Genomic DNA, 21,138 nt, shown 5'->3' with positions numbered 1-21,138 from the left:
CAGGATGGGATGGTTCGTGTCATGGATCTGCTCTACCTCTGCCGATTGATCCGAGGGGCGCGGAGTAGCCCGATGCCCGGGCCGGGGCAAGGGCCCGGGATGACACACTTCCGTGTTCGCGCCGGGGTGTGGCCGGGGAGGCACAGGCTTAACGGTAGCGCCAGACCTTGGCATGGCGCACTTCGCGGTCTTCCAGGTCGCGGGTCACCGGCACGGTGTACTCGGCCAGCCGCTCCAGCTTGTCCTGGGGCAGGAAGGAACGGCCGGGGTCGCCGATCAGCACTGTGGCGCCACGGTCATTGAGCTGTTCCAGCCAGCCGCCGATCAGTCGTGCAGGCTCGGCTTCGTAAAACACATCACCGGCCAGAATGACGTCCCAGCCATCATCCGTGCCGACCAGATCGCCCAGCCGCGTGTCCAGGCGGACCTGATTGGCATCGGCATTGGCCTCGATGGCGGCAATGGCGAAGGCGTCCAGTTCACAGGCCTCCACCGCGGCGGCACCGGCCTTCATGGCGGCGATGCCGGAGACTGCCCCGCCGGCGGCGAAATCGAGCACGCGTTTGCCGGCGACAATCTCCGGCTGGTCGAGACAATAGCGGGCGAGAGCCTGTCCACCGGCCCAGGCAAATGCCCAAAAGGGCGGCGGCAGGCCCATCTCGCCCAGCGCCTCTTCCGTGCGTTGCCAGATCTCGACCGTTTCAACGGCCAGATGGAGCTGGACTTCCGGCACCAGGGGCGGCGCCATCAGCGCCGTATGCTGGCGGACAAAACCTTTCGGGTCGTCAAGTTCGGGCGGTGCGGGCATGCGACGGTCCTGTCATGGTCACGCCTGCCGGATAGGCGGCCTTGTCCCGTGCGGCAAGCATCGCGACCGGGATCAGTGCAGTGTGCCGTCCGCATCCTGGCGCACAAAGCGGGCGCCCTGCAGCGCCGGGAGCGCGCGGAGCCCCGCCTCGATCTGGTCCAAATCGCCCACAATCACCAGGGTCAGCCGGTCCCGCGTCAGGTATTCCCGCGCCAGGTTGAGCACGGCATGTTCGTCGACCCGGCGGATCTGGTCGGCATAGGTGTCCAGATAGTCGATGGGCAAGTCGAAAGCATTGCGGAAGGCGATCTGGCCCACCAGGCTGAACCGGGCACCGGTGGACATGATGAAACGGCTGATCATCCAGTCGGCAACGCCCTCCGTGCCCAGGGGGCGGAAGCGGGAATAGTCGATCATGGTCAGCACATCCTGCATGGCGGCGACCGTGTTGGCCGTGTCGATGTCGTCGCTATAGGTCCAGGCCGCGCCACCGCGCGCCCAGTCGATATAGGTCTGGGGGGCGTAGGAATAACCCGTGTCCAGCATGCGGCCGGCAATCATGCCGCCCATCACGACATCCATGACTTCCAGGGCCGGGGCCGTTTTTGAATCGATACCCGGCAAGGGATAGGTCAGGAAGACGGTCGATTGCGGCGCGCCGGGGCGGTCGATCAGGTGAACCACATTCCCGACCTGCGGAGCGGCGTCGATGCCCTCATCGGCCGGGCCCCGTTCCCAGTCGCTGAAGGCCTCGCGTGCGGCGGCCTCCATCGCGTCGGCGTCGAATTGACCGGTGATGTAGATGTGGGTGCGTCCCGCCCCGAAATGCCGGCGATGAAAGCGGCGCACATCCCTCAGCGAATAGCCGGTCAGCTGCTCGCGGGTCGGGATGGTGCGGTAGAAGGGATGATCCTCGGGATGCTGGTAAAGGTTCACGGCGGCCATGCCCTGCATGGCCGGCTGCTGCCGCCAGCTTTCCGCCAGTTGGATGATCGTGGTGCGGGCCGCCTCGAAGCGCTCCGGCGGAAAGTCCGGCTCGCGGACGGTTTCAGCCAGCAGGGCCAGGGCCTCCGGGCCGTGCTCGGCGAGGACGAAGCTGGCAAAGGTGGACCGGTCCGTCACCACGCTGGAGGACAGGGAGCCGCCCATCGCACCGAAGGCTTCGGCGATCTCGTCATCACTGCGGCCGCCGGCCCCCTGGGCCATGGCTTCCACGGTGAGATCGGACAGCCAGGTGTTCTGGCCCTCATCAATATTGCCGGCGCGCACGACGACCCGGATATCCACGGTCGGGGTCATGCCCCAAGGGATGAAGGTGATCTTCAAACCGTTGTCCAGCTCCACCGTCCAGTTATTGGGTGTCGCAAACCCGGGCACCGGGCCGGGCGGTTCGATCCGGGGCGGCAGGTGGGCGTTGGCGGCAGAGCGCTCACTCTCGGGCTGCGCCTGCGCCGGTGCGAACAGCGCGGACAGGGCCAGCAGGCCGGGCAGGGCGAAACGGGTGCAGAGTCCGGTCAGGTCCATTATTCGCCTCCTTCTTCGCCGGAGCCTGGAATGGCGACCACGACGCTGCGCTGATGCGGGCTGAGATAGGTCCGTGCGGTTTCCCGGATCAGTTCCGGTGTGACGTGCTCGATGCCTTCCTCGATCCGGTTGATCCGGGTCGGGTCATCGTCGAACAGCGCAAAACTGGCGAGGAGATCGACGATCCCGTCGCGCGTGGAAGGATCATCAATGGAAATGTAGAATTCCACCAGGCGCTTGGCGCGGGCCCGCGCGATCTCGTCGGGGCTGACGAGTTCCTCGCGCAGGCGGGCGATCTCGCCCTCCAGCAGGTCCAGGACGTCGTCGGAATTCACAGTCTCCGGGTGGACGATATTGTACTCCCACAGCATCGGCCCCTGATAGTTGTAGGCATTGCCCAGCGCATTGATGCTGCCGGACACCCGGCTGCCAAAGCCCTCGCTGGCGACCAGGCGCTGCATGCGCGCGTCATCGCCGGAGATCAGGATCATGTCGATCAGCATCATCGCGTAGTATTCCGGCGTGCCGCGCGGCGGCATGTGATAGCCCACGGCGATGCCCGGCTGGCTGGCATTGGGATAGACCAGGTCCCGGCGACGCTCGGCCGTCTGTTCGGGTTCGGACACGTCCAGTTCCGGCAGGGGCGGGCCGGACGGGATCGGACCGAACCAGTCGCGGATGCGCGTGCGTACCGTCTCCGCATCGAAATCGCCGGCAATGACAAGGACTGCGTTATTGGGCGTGTAGTATTGACGGAAGAAAGCCCGGGCATCCTCCGCCGTCGCCGCGTCGAGATCGCTCAGATCGCCGTAGAAATTGTGGGAATTGTGCCAGTTCTCAAACGCCGTCATGGGCAGGTCGATCAGGGGCCAGCCCTGATAGGGCTGGTTCTCGACATTCAGGAAGATCTCGTTGCGGACCGTATTGCGGTGGGTGGTGATGTGGCGGTCGGTCAGCAGCGGGGCGGACATGCGATCGGCTTCGGCCCACAGGATCATGTCCAGGGCGTTGGACGGCACAGTGCTGATATAGCGGGTGAAGTCGAAGCGTGTATAGGCGGAGGAATTGCCGCCGGTCTGCGCGATGATGGCATCGAAGGGGATGTCGCCGCGCAATTCCGCACCGGCGAAATACAAGTGCTCGAACAAGTGCGCATAGCCCGTGCGGCCGGGCGGTTCGCTGCGGAAGCCGATCCCGAAATACAGGCCGACCGTGACGGTGGGCACGGTGTCATCCGGCGAGAGCACCACGCGCAGACCATTGTCGAGCGTTTCGTACTGGATCGGAATGTCGAGTGAGACATCGTCGGCGAGGGCCGCCGGTGCTGGCAGCACGAGCGCCAGGATCAGAAACAGAAATCCCGCACCGTGGCAGGACGATGTGAAACGCTCAGACAGACGCAGCATGCAAAAGGACCCCAATTCTCCCCCGACACGCCACGCTTGCATCCGGACCGCCCGGGGGCAAGTCCTCAGGCCACGGCACCGACGATGAAAGTCAGCACGAGGAGGAGGCCGCTGGTCCGGTTGGACTTGAACAGGGCCAGGCATTGCGCGCCGTCGGTGATGTCCAGCTTGCGCACCTGGTTGAACAGGTGGGCGGTGTAGAGCGTGAAGGGGAGGACCACGAAGGGCGTGGCCTGGCTGAACCAGATGGCCAGCGCCACCAGGATGGCATTCACACCGTAGAAACCGGCCACCCAGTATTGCGAATTCTCGCCGAACAGGCGGGCGGTGGATTTGACGCCGACCAGGGCGTCGTCTTCGGCATCCTGATGGGCGTAGATCGTGTCATAGCCCAGCGTCCAGAACACGGCGCCGGCATAGAGCGCAAGGGCTGCCAGGTCGAACGTGCCGGCTGCGGCCGTGTAGGCGACCGGAATGCCCCAGTTGAAGGTCAGGCCCAGCCAGGCCTGGGGCCACCAGGTGATGCGCTTCATGAAGGGATAGGCGGCGACAAGGACCAGCGAGCCCAGTCCCACGCCGATCGCCAGGAGCGGCAGCTGGACCAGGACGATCAGACCTACCCCGCATTGCGCCAACAGGAAGATCCAGGCCTGTTTCAGCGAGACCGAACCGGCGGGCAGGGGGCGGTCCGCCGTGCGGCCCACCTGGGCATCCAGATCCCGGTCGACGATGTCATTATAGGTACAGCCCGCCCCCCGCATGGCGATGGCGCCGATGGCAAACAGGATGGCATAGTAGAGATCGACCCAGCCCAGACCGCTGCCGGTGCGCGCCAGGACAAGCCCCATCCAGCACGGCAGGCCCAGAAGCCAGAAGCCGACCGGCCGGTCATAACGGGCCAGGCGCAGATAGGGGCGCATCGCCGCCGGTGCGCGGTCGACCCAGGATTGAGGAAGGCTGTCGGCGACTCGCCGGTCGAAATTCAGTTGCATTTTTGCGGTGTGGCAAAACCGTTGGGCCAATTCAAGGCGCTCTTGACGTTGACGCACAGCGCCGTCAAAGCGGGAGAATGTCAACTGATCCGCGCCTCTATGTCACCCAGGACCTCAAATCCGGTCAGGCCGTCGCCCTGCCGAAAGAGGATACCCACTATCTTGTGAACGTCATGCGGCGCAGCGAGGGAGACACCGTTCGCCTGTTCAATGGACGCGATGGCGAGTGGCGCGCCCGCCTGGTCGAGGCCAGCCGCAAGGCCGCCATCCTGGACCCCGTGGAACAGACCCGCGAGCAGACCGGCGTGCCGGATCTCTGGCTCCTGTTTGCGCCGGTGAAGCGCCAGAAGACCGACCTCATCGTGGAAAAGGCGACCGAGCTGGGCGTGGCCCGTATCGCCCCGGTGACCACGGCCCGCACCCAGAGTGACCGCATCAAGCCGGAACGCTTTGCCCTGATCGCCAAGGAGGCCGCCGAGCAGACCGAACGGCTCGACCTGCCGGAGATTGCCCGGCTGGAAAAACTGGATCGCGTGCTCGATGGCTGGGAGTCCTCGCGAGCGCTGATCTTCTGTGACGAGGCGGGTGACGAGACAGATCAGCCCTGGGGCGGAGCTCGCGGCCGGGGCCGGCCGATGACCGAGGCGTTGGCCGGGCGCGAGGCCGGGCCGGCGGCGGTTCTGATCGGTCCGGAAGGCGGGTTCTCCGAGGCTGAACGCCAACGCCTGCGGGATCACGATGCTGTCATTCCGGTGACGCTGGGGCCGCGCATCCTGCGCGCCGAAACCGCTGCTGTGGCAGCGCTGGTGCTCTGGCAGAGCCTTAACGGAGACTGGCAGGGCTGACCGGCGTATCGCACAAATGCAGGCATCAACCCTTGTCGCGGGCGAAACGCCCCCATATCTGATGCGGACATTTTTGAAGGCAGAGCGGGGCGTTCCATGAGCGGCACGTATAATCCGGGCGGCGAAGGCGCTCCCATTGAAAGCCTGGACCAGCTGACCGGCTATTTCGCCGCCGGCTCCAAGCCCGTCGACGAATTCCGCATCGGAACAGAGCACGAGAAATTCGGCTTTGCCCTGGGCGACCACACGCCCCTTCCCTACGAGAATGGCGGCGGTCCCAGCGTCAAGAAAATGCTGGAAGGCCTGCAGCGCTTTGGCTGGGCACCGGTCGAGGAAGACGGTTTCCTGATCGCCCTGAAGCGCGAGGGCGCGTCGATCACGCTGGAGCCGGGTGGCCAGTTCGAGCTGTCCGGAGCGCCGCTGGAAACCATCCACCAGACTTGCGCCGAGGTGAATGGTCACCTCAAGGAAGTCCGGGAAGTTGCCGACGAGATCGGTGCCGGTTTCCTGGGGTTGGGCTTCTCGCCAAAATGGGCGCTGGAAGACACGCCGATGATGCCCAAGGCGCGCTACAAGCTGATGAAGGCCTACATGCCCAAAGTGGGCACGATGGGCCATCAGATGATGTTCCGCTCCTGCACGGTCCAGACCAATCTGGACTTCTCGTCGGAAGCTGACATGGCGAAGAAATTCCGTGTCTCGCTGGCCCTGCAGCCGATCGCGACGGCGCTGTTCGCCAATTCACCCTTCAAGGACAAGGGGCTGAACGGCTTCCTCTCCTATCGGGCCCATGTCTGGACCGACACGGACAATAACCGCACCGGCATGCTGCCCTTCGTCTTCGAGGACGGGTTCGGTTTCGAGCAGTATCGCGACTGGGCGCTCGATGTGCCGATGTATTTCGTCAAACGCAATGGCGAATACCTGGATGCCACGGGCAAGTCCTTCCGTGATTTCCTCGAGGGCAAGCTGGACATCCTGCCCGGCGAAAAGCCTGTGATGAGCGATTGGGAAGACCATTTGTCCACCGCTTTCCCGGAAGTCCGCCTGAAGACCTTCCTGGAAATGCGCGGCGCTGATGCCGGCCCGTGGAACACGCTGTGCGCCCTGCCGGCCTTCTGGGTCGGTCTGCTCTATGACGAGACGGCGCTGGATGCCGCCTGGGATCTGGTGAAGGACTGGAGTGCTGAAGAGCGCGACGCCCTGCGGATCGGCGCGGCGAAGACCGGTCTGCACACCCCCTTCCGCAACGGCACGCTTCAGGATGTCGCCAAACAGGTCCTGGCCATTTCGCGCGCCGGCCTGAATGCCCGCAAGCGTCTGAACGGTCACGGGGAAAACGAGGCGCTCTTCCTCGATGATCTGGACGAGATCGTCCGCACCGGCCAATCCCGCGCCGAAGCCCTGATCGCCCGTTTCAAGGGTGAGTGGGGCGGCGAAATCGAGCCGGTCTTCACCGAGTGCGCCTACTAGTTCACCCAGGTTTGACCGGCCCAGCCGCGTCACAGGCTTGAGTGGTCTCTCCCCGCATGGTCAATTGCGCGCCATGTTTTTTCCCGCGTGGGGCGGGTACTGGGGAGATTTTGCGTGACGGATACGACCGCAACGCCACCAACGGCGCAGAACAAGGACACGTCCTTCTTCGGGCATCCGAAGGGACTGGCCATCCTGTTCCTGACAGAAATGTGGGAGCGCTTTTCCTATTACGGGATGCGCGCCCTCCTGATCATCTACCTGACGCAGCACTTCCTGTTCTCGGAATCGCAGTCGGGTATCATCTACGGTGCCTACACGGCCCTGGTCTATGTCATGACCATTATCGGCGGCACGCTGGCCGACCGGTATCTGGGGCAGCGAAAGGCCGTGACTTTCGGGGCCATCCTTCTGGTGCTCGGACACGGCCTGATGGCGTTCGAGGGCTCCGGCTCGCAGCAGATCCTCACCTATGAGGGCAGCGAGTATGTGATCGAGTTGGACGGCCGCAGCGCCGATGCCAGCCAGGTGATCGTCGCAGAAAGCGGGTCGTCCGTGATGACCTTCTCGGAAGGTGGCGCCAGCATCCTGGTGGAAACGCCCGAGGCCGTCGGCCTGCCGGCGGAGATCCCCTATGATGAGAGCATGACGCGCGTGGAGCAGCAGCAGCTCTATGTGAATATTCTCTATCTCGCCCTGGCGCTGATCATTGCCGGTGTCGGCTTCCTGAAGGCCAATATCTCGACGATTGTCGGCTCGCTCTACGGGCTGGGCGATACGCGCCGGGATTCCGGCTTCACCATCTTCTACATGGGCATCAATCTGGGCTCGCTGCTGTCTTCGGCGACGATTGCCTGGATCGGGATCGTCTATGGCTGGGCCTGGGGCTTCGGCCTCGCCGGCATCGGCATGCTGGCCGGTCTGGCGACCTTCCTCTTCTTCCAGCCCTGGCTGGAAGGCCGTGCCGAGCCGCCGAACCCTGAAAAGCTCAAGCAGAAAGTGTTCGGCCCGCTCAATGTCGAATATGCCTGCTACCTGTCGGGTCTGGGCATCATTGCCGTGGCCATGCTGGCCGTGATGAACCCGGAATACATGGGTGGCATTCTCGGTCCGCTGGGCGTGATCATGCTGCTTATTCTTTGCGGCATGGCCCTGTTCACGATGAAGGGTGTCGAGCGTCGGCGCATGTTTGCGGCGATCTATTTCGTGCTCGCACAGATCCCGTTCTGGGCCCTGTTTGAACAGGCCGGTTCCTCGCTGAACCTGTTCACCTTCCGGCTCGTGGACACGACCATGTTCGGCGTGAATATCCCCGGCACGGTCTTCCAGGGGCTGAATTCCGGCTTCATCGTGATCTTCGCGCCGATCCTGGCCTGGCTGTGGATCGCGCTCGCCAAGAAGAAGCTGAACCCGTCGACGCCGGTGAAGTTCGCCTTCGGCGTCTTCATGGCCGGTCTGGGCTTCTATGTCCTGGTCCTGGGGATCAATTCGGTCGGTGCCGCCGCGCTGACGCCGGTCTTTTTCATCTTCGCCATCTACTGGATCCACACCATGGGTGAGCTGATGCTGTCACCGGTCGGCCTGTCCGCCGTGACCAAGCTGGCTCCGGCCCGCGTGGTGGGCATGACCATGGGGGCCTGGTTCCTCTATTCCGGCCTGTCCAATTTCCTCGCCGGTGTGATCGCGTCGAATACGGGTGCGGAAACCCTGGGCGGTCAACTGACCGATGTGGCCGCGGCCAAGGCGGGTTATGCCGAGGTCTATTCCAATGTCGGCCTGGTTGCGATGGGGATCGCCGTTCTCATGCTGCTCCTGTCGCCGGTCATCAAATGGCTGATGGCGGGTGCGGAAGAGCAGCTGGAGGCTCATCCGACCGAGACCGAAGGCGGTGGTCCTTCCATGGACCGCACTTCCGACGCGCCGTAAGCGCCGGATTTCAGCCCAATAAAGAAGGCCGCGGAGCTCGCTCCGCGGCCTTTTTTGTGGCGGGTGGGGATGGCCTATTCGCAGTCGAAGCGGGGATGGATCCCGTCCAGTTCGAAGGTTCCGGTCTCCCGGTCGATGGTGAGCCGGGTATAGCGCAAGGCATCCATGCCAAGGATGAGCGCCGGCTCGTCCTCCCAGCCCAGATGCCGGAAGATGTCGAGTTCGCCCTCCAGCATCTGGAAGCCCGGGATGCACAGCCCGCCGACCTGGAAATCGCGCACCAGCAGTGTGTCGACGCTTTCCTCGCGGCGGCCGTCAATCCCGTTCACCGTCCCCATGCGCAATTCCATCATGCGCGATCCGGCCATGCGGACCAGGGGCAGGTTGGCAATGGACCGCGCGCTGCCGGAATCGATCATCACATGCACCGTGCCATAGGCCCGGCGCATCTCCGCCTGCGTGATGAGCAGGCCGATCGGGTCGATCAGCCCGGTCACACGCGTCGGAGACGCCGTGTCCAGGATGAGCTGGCTGTTCATGAAGTCGATCGTGTAGCGGCTGGATGTGATCGCATCCGCCCCTAAAAGCCCGGCGACCGGGATGGGGTGACCCTCTTCCACCGGAATGACCACGCTGTGCAGGCTGGCGGCCGGACGGCCGGAGAATTCCAGATTGGGCAGTTCGAAGAATTCGGCCTCGAACCGCGTCGTCAGGGCCTGGACATCGTCAAAATCCGTCCAGTCCGACTGGAAGCCATACTGTTCCGCGACCGCCGAGGCGACGGCGCTCCGGCTGGCGCCGGTATCCAGGATGAAGTCATAGGGGCCGTCGCCATTGATCGTGACCGGCAGCAGCATGTGCCCGCTGGGGGCCCGCTGGAGCGAGATATCCTCGTCCAGGGCTTGGGCGGCAGGTTGGGCCATCAGGCCCAGTGCGGCCAGGGCAATCCCGGCCTTCAAGATCGAACGCATGGTTCTGGCTCCCTCGACAATGAGTTCGGGTCCAAAGGGATCCCGCATCAAGGTGCTGCCAGCTGCCCCCTTGCTGGAGCGGGTCCGGGGCTTCTCCGGCTCCGGTACCGTATGGGAAACGAGTTTACCGCCAGATGGCCGGGGGCGGCAATCGGGGCCCGGCGAACCGGGCCCCTGGTGCGTTAAAACGTGTCGACGACCCGCAGATAGACCGTCTGTCCCATGGAGACATTGCGGTGTTCGGTCGCCAGGATGACACCATTGGCGCGCGAGCCGTCATAGAGGACGCGCATCCGGTCATCGCCATTGTTGAAGACACCGTCGACGCCGGCCCGGATCGTCATGCCCAGCCAGTTCGTGGTCTCGGCATACACATCCAGATCGCCATCGGTATTGTTGAACAGCTCGAAACGCTGGGCCCGGTAGACCTCGCCGTCGGAGACCCAGTGATAGTCCCAGCCCCAGGCATAGCCGCTCTGCGGGAAGGTCTGGCGGAAATCCAGGGCCAGCTCCCATTCGCGCGGACCGGACCATTGCCGGTCCTCACCGGTCAGCGGGTCTTCCACATTCGTGTTGTACCACTCCAGGAAGACGTCCAGCACGGCGTTGGACAGACCGAACCGGTCCAGCGGCGTGGTCAGATTGCCGGTAATGCGCAGATTGGTGCCGTCGCCGATATTGCCCGGCGCGTCGAACACGCCGGTCGGCGTCGTGATCGGCACCCACCCGTCCAGATCCTCGACCATGTCATAGCCGACCTGCAACGAGGCCGAGCCGTCCTCACCGAAACGGTGTTCCCATTCCGCTTCCAGTGTCCAGGTGCGCTGGGGCACATAGTCCGGATTGCCGAGCGTGGAGTTGTTGTCGGCAATATCGACCGAACTGGCGAATTTGTTGAACTCCAGCTGGGCGACATCCCGGCGGGCGGTCAGGCGGATGCGGTTGTCCTCATCCTGACGCCAGTTCACCGTGATGCTCGGCTTGGCATAGGTGAAGGAGCGGGACTGGACGGCATCGCCGGTCTGCTCGATCTCCGAGAATTCATAACGAAGGCCGGATTCCACGCTCAGCCGGTCATTGACCTGCCAGACATGATTGGCGAACAGTTCGCTGCGGGTTTCCTCGACACGGGTCTGGGTCACCGGCAGGACGATCGGCGTCACGGTGACACCATCATCCTCGAACAGGTTGATGTCCGTGTCGCGCGCATTGACTGCCGTCTCGGCCCCGAATTCCAGATTGTGGTTCTCGATCCTGTTCCAGTTGAAGGTCTGGCGCAGGGCCGTTTCCTCATACTCCCCGGCGGCATTGAAAATCGTCGCTCCGACGAAACCGGCCTGCGCATCATAGAAGGCATAGGGTTCCGGGCCGTCTTCCCAGCGTTCGCGCGAGGCCAGGAAGATGGTTTCCGAGGACAGGTGCTCGCCCAGATCACGGGCATATGTGCTTGTGACAGACCAGGACGAGCCGTGGTTCTCGGTGTCGTTCAGCTCGATGAAGAGCGGGTCTCCGCTCGGGTCGAAGCCGTAATTGGCGCGGTTGCGGTGCCAGGTCCAGGCCTGGGCGCGTGCATCCAGGCGCAAGCTGGACCGGTCATCAATGTCCCAGTTCACCGACAGGGTGGGGATGGCTTCCGCATAATTGCGCTGGTCACTGTCGCGGGCGGTGAATTCCAGCATGTCCGCAGCGTCGAAGCGTTCTTCGCGGCGGCGGACCCGATTGCCGGAAAAACCGGTATCAATGCCCAGATTGATGTCAAAATCCCCGACAGGAAAGGAATAGGACAGCTGATGCCGGGTGCCGACCCGGCCGGAATCCGACAGGGTCACATTGCCCGTCCAGGCCCCGGACCGTCCGGCGCCTTCACGCAGAATCACATTCACCAGGCGCGGATGGCCGCGCATATTGTATTGCGGCAGGGCTTCCTGGATCAGCTCGATCGTCGCGACATCCTCCATCGGGATGCGCTGCAGGACCGTCTCCAGTGTCAGTGACTTGTTGGAGGGGCGCGACCCGTTGATCAGGAGATTGCCGAAACTGTCGCCCAGTCCACGCCGGTCGGTATCGCCGTTCGACAGGGAGAACCCCGGAACCCGCGAGACCATGTCCAGTGCCGTGACCGGTGAGTAATTGGCAAAGAAGGCCGGCGCATAGACGGCAATGCCGGCCTGGCCTTCCTGTTGGGTATTCGCAGGCCCAGCCCCTGCGTCGTCCCGGAATGCCCAGGCCGAATTACCCAATAGTGCCAAAGTCGCGGCCCCTGCGACCACGTCGAATACTTTCCCTCGCATGATGTCCCTTACACTTGTGCCTGCCCTGGCCCCTTGCGGAGTGGGGTAGTACAAGTCGAACCCTTATCAAACGTAAGGATCGGTAAGGTGCATCACAGCCGCGTTATGGTGCAGCGCAGCTAGCCGCCAGCCCCGCCGACGGTGAGGCCGGAGATTTTCAGGCTGGGTTGGCCGACGCCGACAGGCACGCCCTGTCCGCCCTTGCCGCAGACGCCGACGCCGGGGTCCATCTCGAAATCATCCCCGATCATGTCGACCCGGGTGAGGGCGGTCGGACCGTCCCCGATCAGGGTGGCACCCTTCACCGGCGCGACGACCTTGCCGTTCTGGACGCGATAGGCCTCGGTGCACTGGAAGACGAATTTGCCGGAGGTGATGTCGACCTGGCCGCCGCCGAAATTCACGGCATAGATCCCGTCCTTCAGGCTTTCGATCATTTCCTCGCGCTTGTGCTCGCCGGCCAGCATGTAGGTATTGGTCATGCGCGGCATGGGTGCGTGGGCATAGCTCTCGCGGCGGCCATTGCCGGTCGGCTTCTGACCCATCAGGCGGGCATTCATCCGGTCCTGCATATAGCCGACCAGCTTGCCGTCCTCGATCAGGACCGTGCGTTCCGTCGGCGTGCCTTCATCATCGATCGTCAGGGAACCGCGGCGCTCGGCCATGGTGCCGTCATCGATGACGGTGACACCCTTGGCCGCGACCTGTTCGCCCATCCGGCCCGAAAAGGCGGACGTGCCCTTGCGGTTGAAATCGCCTTCCAGCCCGTGGCCAACGGCTTCGTGCAGCAGAACAGCCGGCCAGCCCGGCCCCAGGACGACATCGAACACGCCGGCCGGCGCATCGACGGCATCCAGATTGACGCGGGCGATGCGCAGCGCCTCATCCGCCAGCGGCTTCCAGGCATCGGGTGCAATCCAGCGATCGAACTCGGCGCGGCCCCCGGCTCCGGCGGAGCCGGTTTCGCGGCGGCCATCGCGCTCCACCGTCACCTGGACATTGAGGCGGACCAGCGGACGGATGTCCGTCTTCATGTCGCCATTGGCGCGGATGATGGAAATATTGCGTTTGGAGCCGGCGATCGAGCAGGAGACCTGCACCACGCTGCTATCCTTGGTCCGGCAATAGGCGTCAATCTCCTGCAGGAGCTTCACCTTGGTGTCGAACATCGGGTGCGCGACCGGATCGACGGCATCATAGAGCTTGCGATTGGTGCCCATCGGGGCGTCGGCCAGGATCCCGCTATGGCCGCGACGGGCAGCGCCTGCGGTTTCCGCAGCCCGCTTCACGGCGGCCAGGGTCGGATCGGAGGAGTGCGCATAGCCGGCGGACTCGCCCGCGACGCAGCGCAGGCCGAAGCCGCGATTGCTGTCGAAACTGGCGGATTTCAGCCGGCCATCATCGAAGACCAGGGCTTCTGAGACGGCGGTTTCCAGAAAGAGTTCGCCATCATCGGCACCGGCCAGCGTGTCGGCGAGAACCGGCGCGACATCATCGGCGTCGAATTCGAATTGGCTGATCGGTTCATCTGACATGGGGCGCACTCCGCTCAAGGCTTCCCCTAGACATAGTCCAGCCACCCCCGGGCGCAAACACGCATGACTGCGTCAGCTTTCGCGCTGCACGGTGAAGCGGTCCACTTCGCGCTGGGCCAGAGGCCAGTCCGGACGCAATTCGAGGGCGCGGGCGTAGGCGCGATAGGCGGGTTCGAGTTCGCCCATGAATTCCAGCGCCACGCCGCGGTTGAACCAGGCTTCGGGTAGATTGTGTTCGCCGAGACGGATGACGAGGTCGGCCTGTTCGATCGCTTCGGAGAACCGGCTCAGCCGGATCAGCGCGCTGGACCGGTTGAGCGCGAGTGAGGCAGGCGCGTCCAGGCCCATCTGCTCGGCCGTGTCATAGGAGGCCAGGGCGGCTTCGCTGTCGCCCCGGCGCATCAGGAGGATGCCACGATTGACGAAGCTGGCTGCGCGGTCCCCGCGCGGCAGGGTCGTGGTTTCCACCGCCCGGTCGCAGACGGCGAGGGCGCTCCGGTCGGAGCGGCCGGCCGCGGTATGCTGGAAACAGCGGGCCGCCGGTGATTCGCCCAGCACCACGATCTGCGCCTGGGCGGGCCCGGCGAGTCCGAGGCCAATGGGAAGCAAAACTGAGACGAATGGACGCATCACTGGCTCCTTTCCCCCACTTTCGACGGCTTTATGGTACCACGTCAAAAGCGAGTCTGCGGATCAAATTTTTGCGGGCTTCCATAAAACAAAACGAATTCAGAGGGTTGGAAGAAGAGCTGAGCTTTTCTGTGAAAGCCGCCACAAAAAATGCCGTTGATGGCCTGACAGGGCCGGGGACGGGCTCTATATTCCGCCGCCATCGGTAGGGGGTCCCCTGCCTTAATGCCTGACTTGTATGGGGAAGCCATGCGATTCCTGACCGCACTTGCGCTCACTTGGATGACTGCCGCCACCGGCGCCTTCGCGACGCCCGGCCAGCCGACCGACGGAAATCTGGGCTTCCAGCCCGCTGTTACGCCGATCGCCAACCGGATCCACGAATTCCATGATCTGCTGTTGTGGATCATCATTCCGATCACACTCTTCGTGATGGGCCTGCTTCTGTGGGTGATCATCCGCTACAACCGCAAGGCCAATCCGACGCCTTCCAAGAACAGCCACAACACGCTGCTCGAGGTTGTCTGGACCGCTGTGCCGATCCTGATCCTGGTCGTGATCGCCATCCCGTCCTTCCCGCTCCTGTATTTCCAGGACGAAATTCCGGAAGCGGATTTCACCATCAAGGCAACGGGATACCAGTGGTATTGGAGTTATGAGTATCCGGACCAGGAAGTCCCGGAATTCTTCTCCAACATGGTGGCCGAGGAAGACCTTCAGGAAGGCCAACTCCGCAACCTGTCTGTCGACTACCCGCTGGTGGTTCCGGCAGGGGCGACGGTGCGCCTTCAGGTGACGGCTGCCGACGTGATCCACAACTGGGCGATGCCGGCCTTTGGCACCAAGATGGATGCCATTCCGGGCCGTATCAACGAGACCTGGTTCCAGGTCGAGGAAGAGGGCATTTATTACGGCCAGTGTTCCGAGCTGTGCGGTATCCGCCACGCCTTCATGCCGATCGAAGTGCATGCGGTGTCGCAGGACGCGTTTGATGCCTGGGTCGAGGCCGGTCCGGGTACGGACGAGGCCAATGCCGTGATTGCTGAATATTCCGCCGCGCGGGAAACGCGCTTGGCGCAACTGGACTAGGGATGGGCTGAACCATGTCTGCTGACGCTGCTACGCACGACGATCACACACCGTCCATTTGGGACTGGCGCCGTTGGGTCCTGTCCACCAACCACAAGGACATCGGTACGATGTACCTGCTCTTCGCGATCTTCGCGGGGATCATTGGTGGTGGCCTGTCCGGCCTGATGCGCTGGGAGCTCGCCGAGCCGGGCCTCCAGGTCTTCAACAACGGCTTCTGGGGCAACGAGCACAACTATAATGTGGCCACCACGATGCACGGCCTGATCATGATCTTCTTCATGGTCATGCCGGCGATGATCGGTGGTTTCGGGAACTGGTTCGTGCCGCTGATGATCGGCGCGCCGGACATGGCCTTCCCGCGCATGAACAACATCTCCTTCTGGCTCCTGCCCTTCGCCTTTATCCTGGCCGTCATGTCGATGTTCGTGCCGGGGGCCGGTGCGGACCAGGGCTTCGGCGGTGGCTGGGTGCTCTATCCGCCCTTGTCGACCATGGGCCATAACGGACCGGCGATGGATCTCCTGATCCTGTCCCTGCACATTGCGGGTGTCAGCTCGATCCTGGGTGCCATCAACTTCATCACCACCATCTTCAACATGCGCGCTCCGGGCATGACCATTCACAAGATGCCGCTCTTCGTCTGGTCGGTTCTGGTGACGGTCTTCCTGCTGCTGCTGTCGCTGCCGGTTCTGGCCGGTGCGCTGACCATGCTGCTCACGGACCGCAATTTCGGCACGGCCTTCTTCGCGCCGGAAGGTGGCGGCGACCCGGTGATGTACCAGCACCTGTTCTGGTTCTTCGGTCACCCGGAAGTCTACATCCTCATCCTGCCGGGCTTCGGCATCATCTCGCACATCGTGTCGACCTTCTCGCGCAAGCCGATCTTCGGCTATCTCGGGATGGCCTACGCCATGGTCGCGATCGGCTTCATCGGCTTCATCGTGTGGGCGCACCACATGTACACGGTCGGCATGCCGGTTGATCTGAAGGCCTATTTCGTGGCGGCCACCATGGTCATCGCGGTGCCCACAGGCATCAAGATCTTCTCCTGGATCGCGACGATGTGGGGCGGCTCGATCGAGTTCCGCACCCCGATGATGTGGGCGATCGGCTTCATCTTCCTGTTCACCGTCGGCGGTGTGACGGGCGTGGTGCTGGCTAATGCCGGCGTCGACCAGGCCCTGCACGACACCTATTACGTGGTGGCGCACTTCCACTATGTGCTGTCGCTGGGTGCCGTCTTCGCCATCTTCGCTGGCTGGTACTACTGGTTCGAGAAGATCTTCGGCGTGAAGTACAACTCGCTGTTCGCACGGCTGCAGTTCCTGTTCTTCTTCGTCGGTGCCAACGTGATCTTCTTCCCGCAGCACTTCCTGGGCCTGCAGGGCATGCCGCGCCGCTATGTTGACTATGCGGACGGTCACGCCTTCTGGAACATGGTGTCCTCCTGGGGTTATGTGATCATGCTGATCGGTATGGCCTTCTTCTTCCTGGTGCTGATCGACGCGATCGTTCGCCGCCGGAAAGCCGATGCCAATCCGTGGGGTGAAGGGGCGACGACGCTCGAGTGGACCCTGTCCTCTCCGCCGCCCTTCCACCAGTTCAGCGAGCTGCCGAAGATCAAATAAGGTAGATCGTTGGATACGCTGACCAAATCCAGCGTCAATCGCGCAGAGGGCGAGGCTGTTTCGACAGCCTCGCCCCGCGACTTTTTTGACCTGATGAAGCCGCGGGTGATGACGCTGGTCGTCTTCACCGCCTTCGCCGGTCTGGTCGCTGCGCCCGTCGACGCTGATCCTTTCCTGGCCGCGATGTCGATCCTGTGCCTGGCCGTGGGGGCCGGGGCTGCCGGCGCGCTCAACATGGCCTATGATGCGGATATCGACGCCACGATGAAGCGGACGCAAAAGCGTCCGGTGCCGCGCGGTGCGGTTTCTGTCAGCAATGCCTATGGATTCGGGATCGTGGCTTCGGTCCTGTCGGTCCTGTTGATGGCCCTGGCGTCGAACTATCTGGCCGCCGGCCTGCTGGCGTTTTCCATCTTCTTCTACGCCGTCATCTACACGATGTATCTCAAGCGCCGGACGCCGCAGAACATCGTCATCGGGGGTGCCGCCGGCGCCTTCCCGCCGATGATCGGCTGGGTGGCCGCGACCGGCGAGATCTCGCTGGATGCCGTCATCCTCTTCATGATCATCTTCCTGTGGACGCCGCCGCACTCCTGGGCGCTGGCTCTCTACAAGTCGGGCGACTACGCCGCCGCCGGCATCCCGATGATGCCGGTCGCCAAGGGCGCCAAGTCCACCCGTCTGCAGATCCTGCTCTATTCGCTGGTCCTGGTCGTGTTCGCCGGGGCGCCTGTCCTGACGGGGCTGGGCGGTGTCGTCTATGCGCTCACCTCGCTGGGTGGTGGCGCGCTCTTCCTGCTCCTGGCCTGGCGCGTCTTCAACTCCCGCGCCGGTGAAGCCGGGTCCGCCGAAGAGGGCGCGCTCTATGCGGTCCGCGCCGGCGACAAGGCCGCCCGTGACCTGTTCGCTTTTTCCATCGGCTATCTGGCTGCGCTTTTTGCCGCATTGATTGCGGAGCACGGATTTGGTGCTTTCCTCGCGATTCCCGGAGTGACTGGATGACCGACGAAACCAAACCCCTGACCGAAGACGAGCAGGCCGCGAAGGACCGCGCCGACAATTTCGGATTCTACCACCGCGAAGGCCGCCCCACCGGTGACCAGGTCGCGCTGACCCCCGAGCAGACGGCGGCCCGCAAGAAGCGCAATGTCTACATCGCGCTGAGCCTGGTGGCCTTCATGGTCGCCGTGTTTCTGATCACGGTTGTCCGCCTCAGCCAGAACATCGCGGCGGGCTAGACCCGGCTGACGAAGCTTGATGCCATGGGAGAATGTCCGTGACCGCAAGCTTCGACCTTCGTACCTGTCTTGCTGCGTCCGGCCGGGAGACCGGCTTCGGTGATGGCTGGGCGCTATATCCACCCCTCGATTTTCGCTCCGAACGGGTCGATTGCGGCCCTGACTGGCTGTCCTCCTTCTGGTCTGCGGCCGGACACGGCTTGACCTGGATGCTGGTTTTCGGTGCGTTCGGGGTATGGCTGGCTGTTCTGGCGCGCCGCGCCGGTTATCGCGGGCAGGCCGTGTTGCAAATCCCGGTCTTCGCGATCGCCCTGTCATCATTGGGCTGGCTCTTACATCGGTTTTATATCGGCAGTCAGCAACATCTCTACATGTCGGTTCGTCGAAGCGGAGGCGCTTTTTTTGACCCGTCGGGCGGGAGGGATCCGTTCTGGTTGCAGAATGCGCTTTGGTGGCTGGGACAGTGGGAGGTCTCGGTCCTCGGCTTCGTGCTGCTGACGGGTGCCGTGCTGTGGCTGCGTCGGGGCATTCGACTGCGTTGGCCGATCCAAGCCTGGCTGGTTGTTCCGGGCGTGGCTCTGCTTCTGGTCGCGAGTTGGGCCGTCGGGATGAACATCTACCGGTCTGGAGAGGGGATCGGCTGGCTTCCCCTTCAGAAAATCACCCTGCTGGTCTTGTACGGATTGATCGCCTGGCCGGTGCTGAGCGCGATTGTTTCCGGCATCCGCAAGGCTCTGACGAGACCGCGGCGGCCGGTTCCGATCCTGTGGGCGGCGGGACTGTTCCTGTGTCTTGTTTATGGCGTGATCTCGTCCTGGGCCCTCTCATCGGTTGGAGTCGATCAGGCTTTGCACGACACCTACTACGTCCATGCCCAAGTCCAATATGTTGTGGCGCTGGGATGGGTGATTGCCGTGTTCGGGATCGGTTTTGCGGTGTTCGAACGCATTTTCGGCATGGGCTATAGCCAGAAACTTGCCATGGGGCAGGCCGTTCTTTTTCTCGCGGGCTGCGTTTTGGCGGTCCTGCCGACAGTCGCGCTCAGCGCACAGGGCATGCCGTCGCGCTATGTCGATTATCCAGACACTTTCGAAGTCTGGAATCAGGTCTCCAGTATCGGTTTCACGCTGATTCTGCTCAGCCTGATCCTGTTCGTTGCGGTCCTGGTGGAGGCCTTTGTCCGCCGTCGTCCGCCTGCCTCACCGCCTGCGTCAATTTAGAGCGGTATGAGGTACTTGAAAGTCATGGCCGAGCGGGTAGGTATGGCCCCCTGCTGATGCTAGTGTGAGCTGCATGATCCGACTGCCGAAGAACAAGAACACCCGTGTGGCGCTGATGGCCGGGGCGACAGCTGCGACGATGGTTGGTGCAGCCTATGCCGCTGTGCCGCTGTACAATCTGTTCTGCGCCGTGACCGGCTATGGTGGCACGACCACCGTCGCCACGGGCGAGGCCGGTGTCATTCTCGATCGCGAGATGACCGTCCTGTTCGACGCGAATGTGAACCGTCACCTGGGCTGGGACTTCCGTCCGGTCCAGCGCTCCATGACGGTGCGCGTCGGCGAAACGGCGCTGGCCTATTACACGGCGACCAATACGACCGACCGCCCGATCACGGGTGTGGCAACCTTCAACGTGGCGCCTTTCAAGGCCGCCTCCTATTTTTCCAAGCTGGAATGCTTCTGCTTCACCGAGCAGACCCTGCAGCCCGGCGAGAGTGTGGAAATGCCGGTTCTCTTCTTCGTCGATCCGCTGATTGACGAGGAGCGCCGACTGGACGACGTCCATACCATGACGCTGTCCTATACGTTTTTTGAATCCGAGGGGGATGCGGCATCAACCGACGCCGCGCCTTAGCATTGAACCTTTTGAGCCCACCCTGTATCAGGGCGCAAAGGGCTGATTGATATCGCAGGAGATTCGCGATGGCTGGGCATGCCGCTAAGCACGACTACCACCTTGTAGACCCGAGCCCCTGGCCGTTCGTCGGCTCGCTCGGTGCGTTCCTTCTGGCCGTCGGTGCCGTGGGCAATATGAAGGGTCTCGTCGGGTCTGATCACCCGCTGGCCTTCATGTATGGCGACGGTTCCTGGGGTGGCCTGATCCTCGGCTTTGCGGTCGTGCTCTACACGATGATCGGTTGGTGGGGCGATGTGATCAAGGAATCGCGCGCCGGTGACCATACGCCGGTTGTCGATATCCACCTGCGCTATGGCATGATCATGTTCATCGCGTCGGAAGTCATGTTCTTCGTGGCCTGGTTCTGGGTGTTCTTCGAATACGCGATTTTCCCGGACGTCCGCTTGGATCCGGCGCTCGCAACCTTCCCGCCGGCCGGCGTCGAGACTTTCGACCCCTGGCACATCCCGCTGATGAACACGCTGATCCTGCTGCTGTCCGGCACCACGGTGACCTGGGCGCACCACGCGCTGCAGCACGGTGATCGCCAGGGCGCCAAGCTGGGCCTCATCTTCACGGTCATCCTGGGTGTCTGCTTCACGGCGCTGCAGGTCTATGAATACAGCGAAGCCCATTTCGCCTTCTCCATGGCGGATGGCGGCAACCTCTATGGTTCGGCCTTCTTCATGGCGACCGGTTTCCACGGCGCCCACGTCGTGATCGGGACGATCTTCCTGGCCGTCTGCCTGTTCCGTCTTCTGGCGGGCCAATTCACGCCGGAGAAGCATTTCGGTCTCGAAGCCGCTGCCTGGTACTGGCACTTCGTGGACGTGGTCTGGCTCTTCCTGTTCGCCTTCGTCTACGTCGTCTTCGGCTAGGC

18 protein-coding genes are annotated in these 21,138 nt (G+C 63.2%); 10 read left to right on the top strand and 8 right to left on the bottom strand.

Annotated elements, in window-relative coordinates; all coding sequences use genetic code 11:
- Positions 1–148: 148 nt before the first annotated feature.
- The 4 genes from FCS99_RS08915 to ubiA all read right to left on the bottom strand — a co-directional run bounded on the left by FCS99_RS08915 (position 149) and on the right by ubiA (position 4,730).
- Positions 149–808, bottom strand: a complete 660-nt coding sequence (locus FCS99_RS08915) for a class I SAM-dependent methyltransferase (protein ID WP_138511726.1) — start codon at positions 806–808, stop codon at positions 149–151.
- A 72-nt stretch (positions 809–880) separates the two neighbouring features.
- The gene (locus FCS99_RS08910) at positions 881–2,332 is read right to left on the bottom strand and encodes a M16 family metallopeptidase (RefSeq protein ID WP_138511725.1); all 1,452 of its coding nucleotides are present in this window, start codon (positions 2,330–2,332) and stop codon (positions 881–883) included.
- Positions 2,332–3,738 carry a M16 family metallopeptidase gene (locus FCS99_RS08905; RefSeq protein WP_138511724.1) on the bottom strand — a complete coding sequence of 469 codons (1,407 nt, stop codon included), beginning with the start codon at positions 3,736–3,738 and terminating at the stop codon, positions 2,332–2,334. Before FCS99_RS08905 ends, FCS99_RS08910 begins: the two co-directional genes overlap by 1 nt.
- A gap of 65 nt (positions 3,739–3,803) precedes the next feature.
- Entirely contained in the window at positions 3,804–4,730 is a 927-nt protein-coding gene (ubiA, locus tag FCS99_RS08900; protein ID WP_138511723.1) for a 4-hydroxybenzoate octaprenyltransferase, read from the bottom strand.
- Positions 4,731–4,807: 77 nt separating this feature from the next.
- Between ubiA and FCS99_RS08895 the strand changes: the two genes are divergently transcribed.
- From FCS99_RS08895 to FCS99_RS08885, 3 genes are all read left to right on the top strand, one after another.
- A complete protein-coding gene (locus tag FCS99_RS08895) occupies positions 4,808–5,575 on the top strand; it encodes a 16S rRNA (uracil(1498)-N(3))-methyltransferase (protein ID WP_138511722.1) in 768 nt (255 codons plus the stop codon).
- 96 nt (positions 5,576–5,671) lie between these two features.
- Entirely contained in the window at positions 5,672–7,048 is a 1,377-nt protein-coding gene (locus tag FCS99_RS08890) for a glutamate--cysteine ligase (RefSeq protein WP_138511721.1), read from the top strand.
- A 114-nt stretch (positions 7,049–7,162) separates the two neighbouring features.
- Complete coding sequence (locus FCS99_RS08885) at positions 7,163–8,974, top strand: peptide MFS transporter (RefSeq protein WP_138511720.1); 1,812 nt, start codon at positions 7,163–7,165, stop codon at positions 8,972–8,974.
- Between the two features lie 74 nt (positions 8,975–9,048).
- Here FCS99_RS08885 and FCS99_RS08880 read toward each other — a convergent pair whose 3' ends face one another.
- The 4 genes from FCS99_RS08880 to FCS99_RS08865 form a co-directional block, all read right to left on the bottom strand.
- Positions 9,049–9,945, bottom strand: a complete 897-nt coding sequence (locus tag FCS99_RS08880; RefSeq protein WP_171036305.1) for a retropepsin-like aspartic protease — start codon at positions 9,943–9,945, stop codon at positions 9,049–9,051.
- A 182-nt stretch (positions 9,946–10,127) separates the two neighbouring features.
- A complete protein-coding gene (locus tag FCS99_RS08875; RefSeq protein ID WP_138511718.1) occupies positions 10,128–12,236 on the bottom strand; it encodes a TonB-dependent receptor plug domain-containing protein in 2,109 nt (702 codons plus the stop codon).
- A 119-nt stretch (positions 12,237–12,355) separates the two neighbouring features.
- Positions 12,356–13,771: a metalloprotease TldD gene (gene tldD, locus FCS99_RS08870; protein ID WP_138511717.1), complete on the bottom strand. Its 1,416-nt coding sequence runs from the start codon at positions 13,769–13,771 to the stop codon at positions 12,356–12,358.
- A gap of 72 nt (positions 13,772–13,843) precedes the next feature.
- A complete protein-coding gene (locus FCS99_RS08865; protein WP_138511716.1) occupies positions 13,844–14,401 on the bottom strand; it encodes a tetratricopeptide repeat protein in 558 nt (185 codons plus the stop codon).
- Positions 14,402–14,650: 249 nt separating this feature from the next.
- Here FCS99_RS08865 and coxB point away from each other — a divergent pair, with 249 nt between their 5' ends.
- From coxB to FCS99_RS08830, 7 genes are all read left to right on the top strand, one after another.
- The gene (gene coxB / locus FCS99_RS08860; RefSeq protein ID WP_233352714.1) at positions 14,651–15,490 is read left to right on the top strand and encodes a cytochrome c oxidase subunit II; all 840 of its coding nucleotides are present in this window, start codon (positions 14,651–14,653) and stop codon (positions 15,488–15,490) included.
- A 14-nt stretch (positions 15,491–15,504) separates the two neighbouring features.
- Positions 15,505–17,121, top strand: a complete 1,617-nt coding sequence (ctaD, locus tag FCS99_RS08855) for a cytochrome c oxidase subunit I (protein ID WP_138511714.1) — start codon at positions 15,505–15,507, stop codon at positions 17,119–17,121.
- Between the two features lie 18 nt (positions 17,122–17,139).
- Positions 17,140–18,123: a heme o synthase gene (gene cyoE, locus FCS99_RS08850; RefSeq protein WP_407658279.1), complete on the top strand. Its 984-nt coding sequence runs from the start codon at positions 17,140–17,142 to the stop codon at positions 18,121–18,123.
- Entirely contained in the window at positions 18,120–18,359 is a 240-nt protein-coding gene (locus tag FCS99_RS08845; RefSeq protein WP_233352713.1) for a protoheme IX farnesyltransferase, read from the top strand. The genes cyoE and FCS99_RS08845 overlap by 4 nt, the downstream gene beginning before the upstream one ends.
- A gap of 38 nt (positions 18,360–18,397) precedes the next feature.
- Positions 18,398–19,579, top strand: a complete 1,182-nt coding sequence (locus tag FCS99_RS08840) for a cbb3-type cytochrome c oxidase subunit I (RefSeq protein ID WP_171036304.1) — start codon at positions 18,398–18,400, stop codon at positions 19,577–19,579.
- 73 nt (positions 19,580–19,652) lie between these two features.
- Positions 19,653–20,216 (top strand): cytochrome c oxidase assembly protein, encoded by a 564-nt coding sequence (locus FCS99_RS08835; RefSeq protein WP_138511711.1) that lies wholly within the window; start codon positions 19,653–19,655, stop codon positions 20,214–20,216.
- Between the two features lie 68 nt (positions 20,217–20,284).
- Positions 20,285–21,136 (top strand): cytochrome c oxidase subunit 3, encoded by an 852-nt coding sequence (locus FCS99_RS08830; protein ID WP_138511710.1) that lies wholly within the window; start codon positions 20,285–20,287, stop codon positions 21,134–21,136.
- Positions 21,137–21,138 lie beyond the last annotated feature (2 nt).

The sequence above is a fragment of the Maricaulis alexandrii genome (assembly GCF_005871165.1).
Taxonomy (GTDB): domain Bacteria; phylum Pseudomonadota; class Alphaproteobacteria; order Caulobacterales; family Maricaulaceae; genus Maricaulis; species Maricaulis alexandrii.
The sequence above is the reverse complement of the archived record's forward strand: the minus strand, read 5'-3'. Positions and strand labels throughout refer to the sequence as shown.

Bases quoted from the DNA above. Each gene is read 5' to 3' on its own strand.
- FCS99_RS08915 (WP_138511726.1), bottom strand. From the start codon at position 808: ATGCCCGCACCGCCCGAACTTGACGACCCGAAAGGTTTTGTCCGCCAG.
- FCS99_RS08910 (WP_138511725.1), bottom strand. From the start codon at position 2,332: ATGGACCTGACCGGACTCTGCACCCGTTTCGCCCTGCCCGGCCTGCTG.
- FCS99_RS08905 (WP_138511724.1), bottom strand. From the start codon at position 3,738: ATGCTGCGTCTGTCTGAGCGTTTCACATCGTCCTGCCACGGTGCGGGA.
- ubiA (WP_138511723.1), bottom strand. From the start codon at position 4,730: ATGCAACTGAATTTCGACCGGCGAGTCGCCGACAGCCTTCCTCAATCC.
- FCS99_RS08895 (WP_138511722.1), top strand. From the start codon at position 4,808: ATGTCAACTGATCCGCGCCTCTATGTCACCCAGGACCTCAAATCCGGT.
- FCS99_RS08890 (WP_138511721.1), top strand. From the start codon at position 5,672: ATGAGCGGCACGTATAATCCGGGCGGCGAAGGCGCTCCCATTGAAAGC.
- FCS99_RS08880 (WP_171036305.1), bottom strand. From the start codon at position 9,945: ATGCGTTCGATCTTGAAGGCCGGGATTGCCCTGGCCGCACTGGGCCTG.
- FCS99_RS08875 (WP_138511718.1), bottom strand. From the start codon at position 12,236: ATGCGAGGGAAAGTATTCGACGTGGTCGCAGGGGCCGCGACTTTGGCA.
- tldD (WP_138511717.1), bottom strand. From the start codon at position 13,771: ATGTCAGATGAACCGATCAGCCAATTCGAATTCGACGCCGATGATGTC.
- FCS99_RS08865 (WP_138511716.1), bottom strand. From the start codon at position 14,401: ATGCGTCCATTCGTCTCAGTTTTGCTTCCCATTGGCCTCGGACTCGCC.
- coxB (WP_233352714.1), top strand. From the start codon at position 14,651: ATGCGATTCCTGACCGCACTTGCGCTCACTTGGATGACTGCCGCCACC.
- ctaD (WP_138511714.1), top strand. From the start codon at position 15,505: ATGTCTGCTGACGCTGCTACGCACGACGATCACACACCGTCCATTTGG.
- FCS99_RS08845 (WP_233352713.1), top strand. From the start codon at position 18,120: ATGACCGACGAAACCAAACCCCTGACCGAAGACGAGCAGGCCGCGAAG.
- FCS99_RS08835 (WP_138511711.1), top strand. From the start codon at position 19,653: ATGATCCGACTGCCGAAGAACAAGAACACCCGTGTGGCGCTGATGGCC.
- FCS99_RS08830 (WP_138511710.1), top strand. From the start codon at position 20,285: ATGGCTGGGCATGCCGCTAAGCACGACTACCACCTTGTAGACCCGAGC.